The organism is Streptomyces sp. NBC_00727, assembly GCF_045161745.1.
GTDB lineage: Bacteria > Actinomycetota > Actinomycetes > Streptomycetales > Streptomycetaceae > Streptomyces.
In genome coordinates, this window is record NZ_CP108981.1 from 996,956 (window position 1) to 1,010,120 (window position 13,165).

General features: G+C 71.4%; 14 protein-coding genes and 1 pseudogene. 1 reads left to right on the forward strand and 14 read right to left on the reverse strand.

Annotated features, from left to right (window positions below):
- Positions 1-99: 99 nt before the first annotated feature.
- From OG242_RS04195 to pgsA, 14 genes are all read right to left on the reverse strand, one after another.
- A complete protein-coding gene (locus tag OG242_RS04195) occupies positions 100-651 on the reverse strand; it encodes an adenine phosphoribosyltransferase (RefSeq protein WP_405896851.1) in 552 nt (183 codons plus the stop codon).
- A complete protein-coding gene (gene secF, locus OG242_RS04200; RefSeq protein ID WP_405896852.1) occupies positions 648-1,757 on the reverse strand; it encodes a protein translocase subunit SecF in 1,110 nt (369 codons plus the stop codon). Before secF ends, OG242_RS04195 begins: the two co-directional genes overlap by 4 nt.
- A gap of 1 nt (position 1,758) precedes the next feature.
- Positions 1,759-3,495 carry a protein translocase subunit SecD gene (gene secD / locus OG242_RS04205; RefSeq protein WP_405896853.1) on the reverse strand — a complete coding sequence of 579 codons (1,737 nt, stop codon included), beginning with the start codon at positions 3,493-3,495 and terminating at the stop codon, positions 1,759-1,761.
- A gap of 148 nt (positions 3,496-3,643) precedes the next feature.
- The gene (gene yajC, locus OG242_RS04210; protein ID WP_405896854.1) at positions 3,644-4,114 is read right to left on the reverse strand and encodes a preprotein translocase subunit YajC; all 471 of its coding nucleotides are present in this window, start codon (positions 4,112-4,114) and stop codon (positions 3,644-3,646) included.
- A 165-nt stretch (positions 4,115-4,279) separates the two neighbouring features.
- Entirely contained in the window at positions 4,280-5,353 is a 1,074-nt protein-coding gene (gene ruvB, locus OG242_RS04215) for a Holliday junction branch migration DNA helicase RuvB (RefSeq protein ID WP_405896855.1), read from the reverse strand.
- Between the two features lie 76 nt (positions 5,354-5,429).
- Positions 5,430-6,056, reverse strand: coding sequence for a Holliday junction branch migration protein RuvA (gene ruvA / locus OG242_RS04220; protein WP_405896856.1), 627 nt, complete (start codon positions 6,054-6,056; stop codon positions 5,430-5,432).
- A complete protein-coding gene (gene ruvC, locus OG242_RS04225) occupies positions 6,053-6,619 on the reverse strand; it encodes a crossover junction endodeoxyribonuclease RuvC (RefSeq protein WP_405896857.1) in 567 nt (188 codons plus the stop codon). The genes ruvA and ruvC overlap by 4 nt, the downstream gene beginning before the upstream one ends.
- Positions 6,620-6,744: 125 nt before the next feature.
- The gene (locus OG242_RS04230; RefSeq protein ID WP_405896858.1) at positions 6,745-7,497 is read right to left on the reverse strand and encodes a YebC/PmpR family DNA-binding transcriptional regulator; all 753 of its coding nucleotides are present in this window, start codon (positions 7,495-7,497) and stop codon (positions 6,745-6,747) included.
- Positions 7,498-7,558: 61 nt separating this feature from the next.
- Positions 7,559-8,152: a pyridoxal 5'-phosphate synthase glutaminase subunit PdxT gene (pdxT, locus tag OG242_RS04235; protein WP_405896859.1), complete on the reverse strand. Its 594-nt coding sequence runs from the start codon at positions 8,150-8,152 to the stop codon at positions 7,559-7,561.
- A 6-nt stretch (positions 8,153-8,158) separates the two neighbouring features.
- Positions 8,159-9,079 carry a pyridoxal 5'-phosphate synthase lyase subunit PdxS gene (gene pdxS, locus OG242_RS04240; protein WP_405896860.1) on the reverse strand — a complete coding sequence of 307 codons (921 nt, stop codon included), beginning with the start codon at positions 9,077-9,079 and terminating at the stop codon, positions 8,159-8,161.
- A gap of 161 nt (positions 9,080-9,240) precedes the next feature.
- Entirely contained in the window at positions 9,241-9,789 is a 549-nt protein-coding gene (locus OG242_RS04245) for a hypothetical protein (protein ID WP_405896861.1), read from the reverse strand.
- 26 nt (positions 9,790-9,815) lie between these two features.
- Positions 9,816-10,976: a glycosyltransferase family 4 protein gene (locus tag OG242_RS04250; RefSeq protein ID WP_405896862.1), complete on the reverse strand. Its 1,161-nt coding sequence runs from the start codon at positions 10,974-10,976 to the stop codon at positions 9,816-9,818.
- Positions 10,973-11,920, reverse strand: a complete 948-nt coding sequence (locus tag OG242_RS04255; protein WP_405896863.1) for a phosphatidylinositol mannoside acyltransferase — start codon at positions 11,918-11,920, stop codon at positions 10,973-10,975. The genes OG242_RS04250 and OG242_RS04255 overlap by 4 nt, the downstream gene beginning before the upstream one ends.
- Positions 11,917-12,567, reverse strand: coding sequence for a phosphatidylinositol phosphate synthase (gene pgsA, locus OG242_RS04260; RefSeq protein WP_405896864.1), 651 nt, complete (start codon positions 12,565-12,567; stop codon positions 11,917-11,919). Before pgsA ends, OG242_RS04255 begins: the two co-directional genes overlap by 4 nt.
- Before the next feature lie 335 nt (positions 12,568-12,902).
- Between pgsA and OG242_RS04265 the strand changes: the two are divergent.
- Positions 12,903-13,127 (forward strand): annotated as a pseudogene (locus tag OG242_RS04265) (hypothetical protein); the annotation flags it as partial.
- Between the last annotated feature and the right edge of the window lie 38 nt (positions 13,128-13,165).

The window sequence follows — 13,165 nt, forward strand, 5'->3', positions numbered from 1 at the left end:
CCGACGGCCGGTCCTCCCCCGGGGACCGTGAGAGCCCTCACAACGCCGAGGGGCACCCGGATGTTCCCGGGTGCCCCTCGGTGGTGGTGCGGGAGGTCCTCAGACCGTGATCAGGGCCTCCAGCGGTGCCCCGAGCAGGCCGTCGGCCAGCCGGGCCCGGCCGTCCAGGAAGCCCAGCTCCATGAGGACGGCGACCCCGGCGACCTGGGCGCCGGCCCGGCGGATGAGCTCCAGGGAGGCGTCGGCGGTGCCGCCGGTGGCCAGGACGTCGTCGATGACCATGACGCGGTCCTCTGCCGACAGGTCCTCCGCGTGGACCTCGATCTCCGCGGTGCCGTACTCCAGCTCGTACGCCTGGCTGAGCGTGGCTCCCGGCAGCTTCCCGGCCTTGCGCACGGGTACGAAGCCGAGGCCGGCCCGGACCGCGACGGGGGCGGCCAGGATGAAGCCGCGGGCCTCCAGGCCGACGATCTTCGTGGCGCCGTGCCGCAGGCACAGCTCCGCGAGGGTGTCGGTGAGGGCCGTGAACGCGACCGGGTCCGCGAGCAGCGGGGTGATGTCCTTGAACATCACGCCCGGCTTCGGGTAGTCCGCCACGTCACGGATGCGGCTGAGCAGGAGCTCCCTCGTGCTCTCGGCGGTGCTGGTCATCGACGCTTCCCCGAGGTCCGGCCGTGGCCCCTGGGGGGCTGCTGGCGCTGGCCGACGACCGCACCGGCGGGCGCGGCGTCCTCCGCGTCGGTCACGTCCTCGTCGTCCTGCTCCGCCTCGGTGGCCTCGCCCTTGGCGGACGCGGCCGCGCGCTTGGCGAGGACCCGCTTCTTCAGGGCCTTCATCTGCGGCTCACCCTCCTTGAGGTCGGCGACCAGCGGGGTGGCGATGAAGATCGAGGAGTACGCACCGGCCGCGAGGCCGACGAAGAGGGCGAGCGAGATGTCGTTCAGCATGCCGGCGCCGAGGACACCGCCGCCGATGAACAGCAGACCGGCGACCGGCAGCAGCGCGACGACGGTGGTGTTGATCGAACGGACCAGCGTGCCGTTGATGGAGCGGTTGGCGACGTCGCTGTACGTCCACCGGGTCTGCTTGGTGATCCCCTTCGTGCCCTCCTTGAGGCTGTCGAAGACGACGACCGTGTCGTAGAGGGAGTAACCGAGGATGGTCAGCAGACCGATCACGGTGCCCGGGGTGACCTCGAAGCCGACCAGGGCGTAGACGCCGACCGTGATGGTGATGTCGTGGATCAGCGCGACCAGGGCCGCGATGGCCATCCGCCACTCGAAGGCGATGGCCAGGTAGATCACGACCAGGACCATGAAGACACCGAGGCCCGTCCAGGCCTTGTTCGCGATCTGCTCGCCCCAGCTGGGGCCGACCAGGTCGGCGGCGATCTTCTCCGACGGGACGGACAGCTCGTCGGAGAGCTTGTCCTTGATCTGGTCCGACTTCGCGGTGTCGACCTCGGTGATCTGGATGCGCAGACCGCCGTTGCCGAGCTTCTGGACGATGGCCTGGTGGCCCGAGGCCTCCGACGCCACGTCCTCGGCGTGGTCGACGGACACGCTCGTCTTCGGGGTGGTGAAGACGGCACCGCCCTTGAACTCGATGCCCATGTTCAGGCCGCTGACCGCCAGGCCGACGATGGCCGTGATGGTGATCAGGACCGAGACGCCGTACCAGATCCTGCGCTTGCCGATGAAGTCGTAGCCGACCTCGCCTCGGTAGAGACGGGCGCCGAGATTCCCGAGTCGCGACATCTCACGCCTCCTTCGGTTCGGTGGGGGCGTTGGTACGGCGGGAGCGGCGCAGCGGCGGCTTGGCGCCCAGGCGCTTCGGGTCGAGACCGGACCACGGGTGACCGCTGGCGAAGAACTTCTTGCGGGCCATGATCGTCATGAGCGGCTTGGTGAAGAAGAACACCACGACGACGTCGAGCAGGGTGGTGAGACCCAGCGTGAACGCGAAGCCCTGGACCTTGCCGACGGTCACGACGAACAGCACGGCCGCGGCGAGGAACGACACGAAGTCGGAGACCAGGATGGTGCGCCGGGCGCGCGGCCAGCCGCGTTCCACGGCGGGCCGCAGCGTGCGGCCCTCGCGGATCTCGTCCCGGATGCGTTCGAAGTACACGATGAACGAGTCTGCGGTGATACCGATGGCCACGATGGCACCGCAGACGGCCGGCAGGTTCAGCGCGAAGCCGATGGCCGGGCCGAGCAGCGACATGATCGTGTAGCTGAGGATGCCGGAGACCAGGAGGCTGAGCAGGGCGATGAACGCCAGACCGCGGTAGTAGGCCACCAGGTAGATGACCACGAGGGCGAGGCCGATGGCGCCGGCGATGAGGCCGGCCCGCAGCTGCTCGCCGCCGAGCGCGGCGGTGACGGTGGTGACGCTCTGCTCCTTGAAGGAGAGGGGGAGCGCACCGTAGGAGAGCTGGTTGGCCAGGGCCTCGGCGGTGTCCTGGGTGAAGCTGCCGGAGATCTCGGCGCTACCGCTCAGCTGCTCGCTGACGCGGGGGGCGGAGACGACCTCGCCGTCCAGCGCGATGGCGAACTGGTTCTGCGGCTCCTGCTGCGTGGAGAGCTTCTTGGTGATCGTCTGGAACTGCTTGGAGCCCTTGCCGGTGAACTCCATCTGGACGAGCCACATGCCGCGCTGCTGGTCGAAGGCGGCCTTGGCGCTGTCGACCTCGGTGCCGGAGACCTCGGCCGGGCCGAGCACGTACTTCAGGCCGTCGTCCTGGCCGCAGGCGACGACCGTGTCGCCGGCCTTGCTGCCCTGGGCGGCCTTGGCGCGCGACGCGTCGTTGGAGCAGTCGAGCTCCTCGAACTGCTTCTGGAGCTTCGCGGCGGCGGCCTGGTCCTCGGCGGACGCGGACTCGCTGGCCTTCGGCGACGGTGAGGAGTCGGCCTTCAGGGCGCCGGTGACCGCGCGGCCCTGGGTGGTGGCGGACGCGGACGGCTTCGAGGAGGGGCTGGCGGCCTTGTCGCCGTCCGTCGCCTTCTCGGAGGCGGACGCCTTCGGCGAGGGGGAGCCGCTGGCCTTGCCGGAGGGCGAGGCGCTGGGCTGGGGGGTGGGTGCGCCCTGGGTGACGGTCAGCACCGGCCGGAAGTACAGCTTGGCCGTGGTACCGACCTGCGCCCGGGCCTGGGCGGAGTCCGTGCCCTTGGGGATGTTGACGATGATGTTGCGCGTGCCCTGGGTCTGGACCTCGGCCTCGGAGACGCCAAGACCGTTGACGCGGCGCTCCATGATCTCGACCGCGGTGTCCATGTTGGTCTTGTTGATCGCCTTTTCCTGGCCCGGCTCGGCCTTGGCCTCCAGCGTGATGGAGGTACCGCCCGCCAGGTCGATGCCGAGTCGCGGCGTCGGCTGCTTGGCCAGGAACATCCCGCCCGTGAGGGCGGCCATGACGATCAGGATCAGCGTCAGGGAACGCCCTGGCTTCCCCTGACCGCCGGCCGCGCCCCGGCCCTTCTTCGGTGCTGCCACCTTGTCGTTTCTCCCTGTCCAACCGCCCCGCGCCGGGTGTGCGCCCGAGCGGCCACGAAGTTTAGTGGGGGCCCGCCCCCGCGAAGGAGCGCACGGACCGGGGCCGGCCGGGTGCCTGTCGGCTCACGGCCTCCCCGCGTCGTGTGTGCTACTTCGCGTCGGTCTCGCCGTCGGCCTTGCCGTCGGACTTCTTCTCGTCCTCGGCCTTGACCTCGTCGCCCTCGTCCGCGTCGGTCTTCTTGACCAGGTCGGTCTTGGCGTCGTCGGTGGCGTCGAGCTCGGTCAGCGAGGAGGCGTCGTCGGGAACGACCGCGCCGTCGACGTCGAGCTCCGGGGTGTCGCCGTGAACGATGCGGTTGTACTCCGCGTCGTCCAGGACGGCGCCGATGGCGTTCTTGGCGTAGATGGCGTGGACGCCGGGAGCGACCTCGAGGAGGACCGTGTCGTCGTGAAGCTCCTTGACGGTGGCGTACATGCCCCCGATCGTCCGGACGCCGGTGCCGGGCTGCATGTCATTGCGCATGGCCGCAGCCGCCGCCTGCTTCTTCTTGGCGGACCGCGTCATCAGGAACATGGCCCCGATGAGCACGATGAAGGGGAGGAGAGTCACGGGATTCACGGGACGAGTTTCCTTCGCACGACCGCACTGGAAAGCGGCCTGGTCTACGGGGGTGGGCACACCGACCCTTTAAGGGCGGCATCGGCGGAGTCTAAGCGAGTCCGCATCGATGGAACAACGCCCAGCATGGCACCGTGGTTCCGCTTCCGGTCAACCTGTGACGCATCACGCCCCGAACAGGCCCTGTTGTCCCGTTACGCCGTGCTGCGGCGGCACCATTCCGAGATGGGCCCACGCCGCGGGTGTGGCGACCCGCCCGCGCGGCGTCCTGGCCAGCAGTCCTTCCCGTACGAGGAAGGGCTCGGCGACCTCCTCGACGGTCTCGCGCTCCTCCCCCACGGCGACCGCGAGCGTGGACAGGCCGACCGGGCCGCCGCCGAACAGCTTCAGCAGCGCGCCCAGCACCGCCCGGTCCAGCCGGTCCAGGCCGCGGGCGTCGACCTCGTACACCCTGAGGGCCGCCGCGGCGATCTCCCGGTCGATCCGGCCGTCGGCCTTGACCTGGGCGTAGTCCCGCACGCGCCGCAGCAGCCGGTTGGCGATACGGGGCGTGCCCCGGGAGCGTCCGGCGATCTCGGCGGCGCCGTCGGCGTCCAGTTCGACGTCGAGCAGGCGGGCGGAGCGGTGGATCACCCGTTCCAGTTCGGCGGGGGCGTAGAACTCCATGTGCCCGGTGAAGCCGAAGCGGTCGCGCAGCGGGGGCGGCAGGAGGCCGGCCCTGGTGGTGGCGCCGACGAGGGTGAAGGGGGGCAGCTCCAGCGGGATGGCGGTGGCGCCGGGGCCCTTGCCGACGATGACGTCGACCCGGAAGTCCTCCATGGCCATGTACAGCATCTCCTCGGCGGGCCGGGACATGCGGTGGATCTCGTCCAGGAACAGCACCTCGCCCTCCTGGAGCGAGGAGAGGATCGCCGCGAGGTCGCCCGCGTGCTGGATGGCGGGTCCTGAGGTGATCCGGATCGGGGCGTTCATCTCCGCCGCGATGATCATGGAGAGGGTGGTCTTGCCGAGGCCGGGCGCGCCGGAGAGCAGCACGTGGTCGGCGGTGGCACCGCGGGCGCGGGCGGCCTTGAGGACGAGGTCGAGCTGTTCGCGCACCTTCTCCTGGCCGACGAACTCGTCGAGGTCCTTGGGGCGCAGCGCCGCCTCGACCGCGGTGTCGTCGCCGTCCGCGCCGGCGTCGACCAGCCGCTCGTCGAGCCGGTCGTCCGTGCCGGCTTCGGTGTCGTCCCAGTTCATCTCGTCTGTCCGCCTCGGATGTATCGGTGCCCGGCCGGGGGTGGCCGGCCGGGCGGAGAAGGGTGGCCCGCGCCGCTCAGCGCGCCCGGTTGAGGGTCTGCAGGGCGGCGCGCAGCAGCTGCGGCACGGGCGGCGTCGCGCCGGCGGCGAGGGCTTCCTCGGCCTGCGGTGCGACGGCGGCGACCGCCTCGTCCGCCTCGCGGGTGGCGTAGCCGAGGCCGATGAGGGCGGCCTGGAGCTGGTCGCGCCAGGAGGAGGAGACGGCGGCGCCGATGCCCTGGCCGGGGGCGTGGGCGCCGACCGGGTCGCCGAGCCGGTCCTTCAGTTCCAGCAGGAGCTTCTGGGCGCCCTTCTTGCCGATGCCGGAGACGGCGGTGAGGGCCTTCTCGTCACCGGTGGCGACGGCGAGGCGCAGGGCGTCCGGGGTATGCGTGGCGAGCATGGCCTGGGCGAGCCGGGGTCCGACGCCGCTCGCGGTCTGCAGCAGTTCGAAGATCTGCCGTTCGTCGTCGTCGGCGAAGCCGTAGAGGGTCAGCGAGTCCTCGCGGACGACGAGGGAGGTGGCGAGCCTGGCCTCCTGGCCGATGCGCAGGGAGGCCAGGGTGCCCGGTGCGCACTGGACGGCCATGCCGATGCCGCCGACCTCGATGACGGCCGTGGTCGGGGCGAGCGCGGCGACGGGGCCGCTGACGAAGGCGATCATCGGGGGACCTTCCGGACGGGAACGGCTGCGGTGCGCGGGACGCGGGGGGTGCGGGCGGCGGCCGCGTGCGCCTGCTGGAGGCGGTTGAGGCCGGGGGCGCGCCAGATGTGGCAGATGGCGAGCGCCAGGGCGTCGGCGGCGTCGGCCGGTTTCGGCGGGGCGTCCAGTCGCAGCAGCCGGGTCACCATGGCTCCCACCTGTGCCTTGTCGGCGCGTCCGCTGCCGGAGACGGCGGCCTTGACCTCGCTGGGGGTGTGCAGGGCGACCGGGAGGCCGCGCCTGGCCGCGCAGAGCATGGCGACGGCGCTGGCCTGGGCGGTGCCCATCACCGTACGCACGTTGTGCTGGGCGAAGACCCGTTCCACGGCGACGCAGTCGGGGCGGTGCTCGTCGAGCCATTCCTCGATGCCGCGCTCGATCGCCACGAGCCGGTCACCGAGCTCCGCGTCGGCCGGGGTGCGCACGACACCCACGCCGCGCATGGTCAGGGGCCGCCCCGCGACGCCTTCGACGACGCCGACCCCGCACCTGGTCAGTCCCGGGTCCACGCCGAGTACCCGCACGGTCCGCCCCTCCCTGCCGATCGGTCAACTGTTCCAGCAGGCTATCGGTCGGCACCGACAACGCGGCGGGCCGACGGGGTGTGTCCCCCCGCCGGCCCGTCCACAACGGCTGTGTCAGACGCGGCTCAGGCGTCGACCTGCGCCATGACCTCGTCGCTGACGTCGAAGTTGGCGAAGACGTTCTGCACGTCGTCGCTGTCCTCCAGCGCGTCGATCAGCTTGAAGATCTTGCGGGCGCCCTCCTCGTCGAGGTCGACCTGCATGGTGGGCAGGAAGTTGGCCTCGGCCGAGTCGTAGTCGATGCCCGCCTGCTGGAGCGCGGTGCGGACCGCGACCATGTCGGTGGCCTCGCTGACGACCTCGTACGTGTCACCGAGGTCGTTGACCTCCTCGGCGCCCGCGTCCAGGACGGCACCGAGCACGTCGTCCTCGGTCAGCTCGCCCTTGGGGACGATGACCACGCCCTTGCGGTTGAAGAGGTACGAGACGGAACCCGGGTCGGCCATCGAGCCGCCGTTGCGCGTCATGGCGACCCGTACGTCGGACGCGGCACGGTTGCGGTTGTCGGTGAGGCACTCGATGAGCACCGCGACACCGTTGGGCCCGTAACCCTCGTACATGATCGTCTGGTAGTCGACGCCGCCCGCTTCGAGACCGCCACCGCGCTTGACCGCGGAGTCGATGTTCTTGTTCGGGACCGAACTCTTCTTCGCCTTCTGGATCGCGTCCACGAGGGTCGGGTTGCCCTCGGGGTCCACACCACCGGTGCGGGCCGCGACCTCGATGTTCTTGATCAGCTTCGCGAAGAGCTTGCCGCGCTTGGCGTCAATCACGGCCTTCTTGTGCTTCGTCGTAGCCCATTTAGAGTGGCCGGACATCTGCCTTCTCCTTCGCGTCACCAAATTCCGTACGAACCCGAGAGATCCTACCGGGATCGAGTCACCCGGCCGCGCGCACCATCTCGGTGAAGTACGCGTGGAGGCGGTGGTCTCCGGTCAGTTCCGGGTGGAATGACGTGGCGAGGGCGTTTTGCTGCCGTACGGCCACGATGTGTCCGCCGTGCTCCGCGACGACCTTCGCCCCGGCGCCCACGGACTCGACCCAGGGGGCCCGGATGAAGACGCCCTCCACGGGTCCGCCGTCGATTCCGGCGACCTCGACGGACGCCTCGAAGGACTCGTTCTGCCGCCCGAAAGCGTTACGGCGCACGATCATGTCGATGCCGCCGAGCGTCTCCTGGCCCGAGCGGGGGTCGAGGATCCTGTCGGCGAGCAGGATCATCCCGGCGCAGGTGCCGTAGACCGGCATCCCGGCCGCGATCCGCTCGCGCAGGGGCTCCAGCAGGCCGAACAGGGCGGCCAGTTTGGACATCGTGGTGGACTCGCCGCCGGGCAGGACCAGCCCGTCGACCTCGGCCAGTTCCTCGGGACGCCGGACCGGCCTGGCCAGGGCGTCCGCCGAGGCCAGGGCGATCAGGTGTTCCCGTACGTCGCCCTGGAGGGCCAGGACTCCGATCACAGGGGTGTCGCTCATCGGTGACTACCAGCCGCGGTTGGCGTAGCGCTCGGTCTCGGGCAGCGTGTCGCAGTTGATGCCGACCATGGCCTCGCCCAGGTTCCGGGAGGCGTCCGCGATGATCTTCGGGTCGTCGTAGAAGGTGGTGGCCTTCACGATGGCGGCGGCGCGCTTGGCCGGGTCGCCGGACTTGAAGATGCCGGAGCCGACGAAGACGCCCTCGGCGCCGAGCTGGCGCATCAGCGCCGCGTCGGCCGGGGTCGCGACGCCGCCCGCGGAGAACAGCACGACGGGCAGCTTGCCCAGCTCGGCGACCTCCTTGACCAGCTCGTAGGGGGCGCGCAGCTCCTTGGCGGCGGCGTACAGCTCGTTGTTGTCGTAGCCGCGCAGCCGGGCGATCTCGTTCTTGATCTGGCGCAGGTGGCGGACGGCCTCGACGACGTTGCCGGTGCCGGCCTCGCCCTTGGAGCGGATCATGGCCGCGCCCTCGGCGATACGGCGCAGCGCCTCGCCCAGATTGGTGGCGCCGCAGACGAACGGGGTGGTGAAGGCGAACTTGTCGCTGTGGTTGACCTCGTCGGCCGGGGTCAGGACCTCGGACTCGTCGATGTAGTCGACGCCGAGGGACTGCAGGACCTGCGCCTCGACGAAGTGTCCGATGCGGGACTTGGCCATCACCGGGATGGACACCGACTCGATGATCTCCTCGATCATGTTCGGGTCGGACATCCGGGCCACGCCGCCGTCCTTGCGGATGTCGGCCGGCACCCGCTCCAGGGCCATGACGGCCACGGCGCCCGCGTCCTCGGCGATCTTCGCCTGCTCGGCGTTGACGACGTCCATGATCACGCCGCCCTTGAGCTGCTCGGCCATGCCGCGCTTGACGCGGGCGGTGCCGGTGGCCGGGGTGTCGGCGGAGTGCGGGGTGCTGGGAAGCGTGGACACGGATGACCTCACTGGGGGGAGCGAATGCGGGAGCGCCGAATGACGCACTCCCGAGCAAACTCCCCGGCACCAGTCCACAGCAAGGGCCAATGAGAGGCCGGTGGATCGTTTTGGCCCGCACCCCCGCGTTTGGGGAGGGGCCACTGTCCGCCGGACAGGCCCTAGCTGCCCGGGCGGTCCGCCAGGGCCACCGGCGGCTCGTCGTCCATCTCGAACGCCAGCGGGAACGGCGCGTGCCCCGCCAGCCGGAACCAGCGCACCGTGCGGTGGCGCCGCAGCGCCCGCGCCGCCCGGACCGCGTCGTTGTGGAACCTGCGCGCCATCGGCACCCGCCGCACCGCGGCCGCCAGCTCGGACGCCGCCTCCTCACCGCCGGGGATTTCCCGCACCGCCTCCACCTGCGCGCTCTCGCCGAACACCGCGCGCAGGGCGGCGCTCAACTCGCTCTCGGCGACCTCGCGGTGGTCCGCGGGCGACTGCCGGGCGGCGTGCGCGGCCTCGTACAGCACGATCGACGCGGCGGGGTCGAGGACGCCGGAGGTGGCGAGCTCCTGGGTGACCGAGGCGCGGCGCAGCAGTTGCGCGTCGAGGGCTGCCCGGGCCGCGTCGATACGGGTGTGCAGCCGGTCGAGGCGTCCGGCGGTCCAGCTGAGGTACAGGCCGATCGCGACGAGCACGACGACGGCCCAGATGATGAGGGTTACGGTCACGGGCGGCAAGGCTACCGGGACAGGCCCTACTCCCGGGCCAGCCCGAACCGGGCCCGCAGCCCCGTGCGTTCGTCCGCCGCGACCGAGGCGGCGCCGTCCGTCACCGTCTCGTACACCGCGAGGATGTCCGCACCGACCGTCGACCAGTCGAAGCGCCGGACATGGGCGCTGCCCCGCTCGCTCAGCTCGGCGCGCCGCTCCGGGTCGCCCAGCAGCCGGATCGCCGCCTCGGCCAGTGCGTCCGCGTTCTCGTTGGCGAACAGCTCGCCGGCCGCGCCCTGGTCCAGGACCTGCGCGAAGGCGTCCAGGTCGCTGGCGAGGACCGGCGCGCCCGCCGACATGGCCTCGACCAGGATGATCCCGAAGCTCTCGCCGCCGGTGTTGGGCGCCACGTACACATCGACGCTGCGCAGCAGCCGCGCCTTGTCCTCGTCGCTCACCATGCCGAGGAACTCCACGCGTGAGCGCATCTCCTTCGGCAGTGAGGCGACGGCCTCCTCCTCGTCGCCCCGGCCGGCCACCAGCAGCCTGGTGTCCGGGCGGTCGGCCAGGATCGCGGGGAGCGCGCGCATCAGGACGGGGAGGCCCTTGCGGGGTTCGTCGATGCGCCCGATGAAGCCGATCGTGCCGCCCTGCCACTCGGGCCGGGGCTCGGCGCGGGCGAAGAAGTCGACGTCCACGCCGTTCGGGATGACCACGGCGTCCCCGCCGAGGTGCTCGACGAGGGTCCGGCGGGCGTACTCGCTGACCGCGATCCGCGCGCTGATCTTCTCCAGCGCGGCCTGCAGGATCGCGTACGCGGCGATCATCGCCCGGGACCGCGGGTTGGACGTGTGGAACGTCGCGACGATCGGGCCCTGCGCCGCCCAGCACGTCAGCAGCCCCAGCGAGGGCGAGGTCGGTTCGTGGATGTGGATGACGTCGAAGGTGCCCTCGTGCAGCCAGCGCCGCACCCGCGCCGCCGACAGGAACCCGAAGTTCAGCCTGGCCACCGAGCCGTTGTACGGGACCGGCACGGCCCGGCCCGCGGAGACCACGTACGGCGGCAGCGGCGTCTCGTCGTCGGCGGGCGCCAGCACGGACACCTCGTGGCCGAGCCGGATCAGGTGCTCGGCCAGGTCACGGATGTGGAACTGCACTCCGCCCGGTACGTCCCAGGAGTACGGGCAGACGATGCCGATCTTCACTGCTGGTCTCCGCTCCGGTCTCCGCGGGGTTCGAGGTCGGCGGTCCAGAGCCGCTGCAGCATGTGCCAGTCCTCCGGGTGCTCGGCGATGCCCAGGGCGAACGCGTCGGCCAGGGCTTGTGTCATCACGGACGTCCTCGCCGCCCGGTCACCTGACTCCGGCACCTCGACGGGCGGGTGGATGCGCGCCTTCATGACCGGCGTGTCGTCGTACGAGAGCGTCACCGGCAGCAGCAGCGCGCCGGTCTGCTGGGCGAGCAGCGCGGGGCCGGCCGGCATCCGGGCCGTGTCGCCGAAGAACGACACCTCGACCCCCGACTCCGACAGATCGCGGTCCGCGACCAGGCAGACCAGCCCGCCCGACCGCAGCCGCCGGGCCAGCGTCCCGAACGCGGCGCCGCCGTTGTGCGGCAGCACCTCCATGCCCAGGCCCTCGCGGTAGGCGACGAACCGGTCGTACAGCGATTCCGGCTTCAGCCGCTCGGCGACCGTGGTGAACGGCACCTTCAGGTCGGTGGTGACCCACGCCCCCGCCAGGTCCCAGTTCCCCAGGTGCGGCAGGGCGAGGATGACCCCGCGCCCCGAGTCGAGCCCGTCCGTCAGCCGGTGCGCGTCCGTCACGTCGATGGACGCCTTGATCCGCTCCGGACTCCAGGTGGGCAGCCGGAACGACTCCATCCAGTACCGCATGTACGAGCGCATCCCGGCGCGCGACAGGGCGGCGAGCCCGGCCGGGTCCGCGTCCGGCACGACCCGCTTGAGGTTCGCCTCCAGACGCAGCACGCTCTTGCCGCGCCGCTTCCACACCTGGTCGGCGAGGGTGCGGAAGAGGGCCCGGGCGGCCGGTTCGGGCAGCGTCTTGACCGCCGCCCAGCCCAGCCCGTACAGCGCGTCGCTCAGCCGCTCCTTCGCGCCGGGCCGCGCGTCGGCGCCGGCGCCGCTCACTGCGCGGCCGCGTCGGCCGCGTCCGCCTCCGCGGCCTCGCGGCGGACGGTGACGACGCGCTGCACCAGCGTCACCAGGCTGCCGACGGCGACGATCCACAGCGCGATCGGCAGCAGCACCTGGATGCCCGGCACGCCGAACTTGTGCAGACCCGCGAAACCGGCCGCCACCAGCGAGATCACCAGGCGCTCGGCACGCTCCACGAGCCCGTTGACCGCCACCGGCAGGCCGATCGACTCACCGCGCGCCTTGGTGTACGAGACCACCTGGCCGCTCGCCAGGCAGAAGATCGCGACCGCGCACAGGATGTTGTCGTCGCCGCTGCCCGCGTACCAGAGGGCGAAGCCGCCGAAGATCGCGCCGTCGGCGACCCGGTCGAGCGTGGAGTCCAGGAAGGCGCCCCACCGGCTGGAGACGCCGGCCTGGCGGGCCATGTTCCCGTCGACGAGGTCGGAGAAAACGAAGATCGTGATGACGATCGTGCCCCAGAAGAACTCCCCCATCGGGAAGAAGACCAGCGCACCGGCCATCACCCCGGCCGTGCCGATCAGGGTGACCGCGTCCGGGCTCACGCCGAGGCGCAGGAGCAGTGCGGCGAACGGCGTGAGGACACGCGTGAAAAAGGCACGCGCGTACTTGTTCAGCATGGCCTTCCCGAGGGGTAGGTGGGCCGCTTGGCCCCGTCGGCCACCGGCTGGAGGGTGCTGAAGGCCCTGGCCGGATCAGGGAGCGGTGTCCGGTGCGTGCGGCTGCAAGGCGCCGGAGCGTCTCCATGGCGGAGCCATGAAGGCGTTTCGGCAACACCGCAGACGTGCGTGCCGGACACCGCGAGCACGGCCAGGGCCTTCAGCACCCTCCGCGCCCATGTTAGTCACGCCCCGCGGCGCTCACCGTCCGGGCACCCCGGACGCCCGTATGGACGCGCTCCGCGCGGAGTGCCAAGCTCGGAATGCCGCGGGCGTCGCCGCAGCCGCCGCGCCGGGTGATGAGCGACCTGTCCGGCCGCCGCGGCCGGGTCACCGGCACCGAGCAGTCGGGCACCGGACGCACCCTCGTACGCGCCGACGTACCCGAACTGGAGATCGGACGGTACGCGGTCGACCTGCGCTCGCTGACCCGCGGCACCGGCCGCTTCGACCGCGCGTACGCCCGCCACGAGCCCATGCCCGCCCAGCTCGCCGACCGCGTCCACGCCCAGCAGCAATGACGCGAAAGCGCCGCTCCCCCCGGCCGTTGTCCACAGGG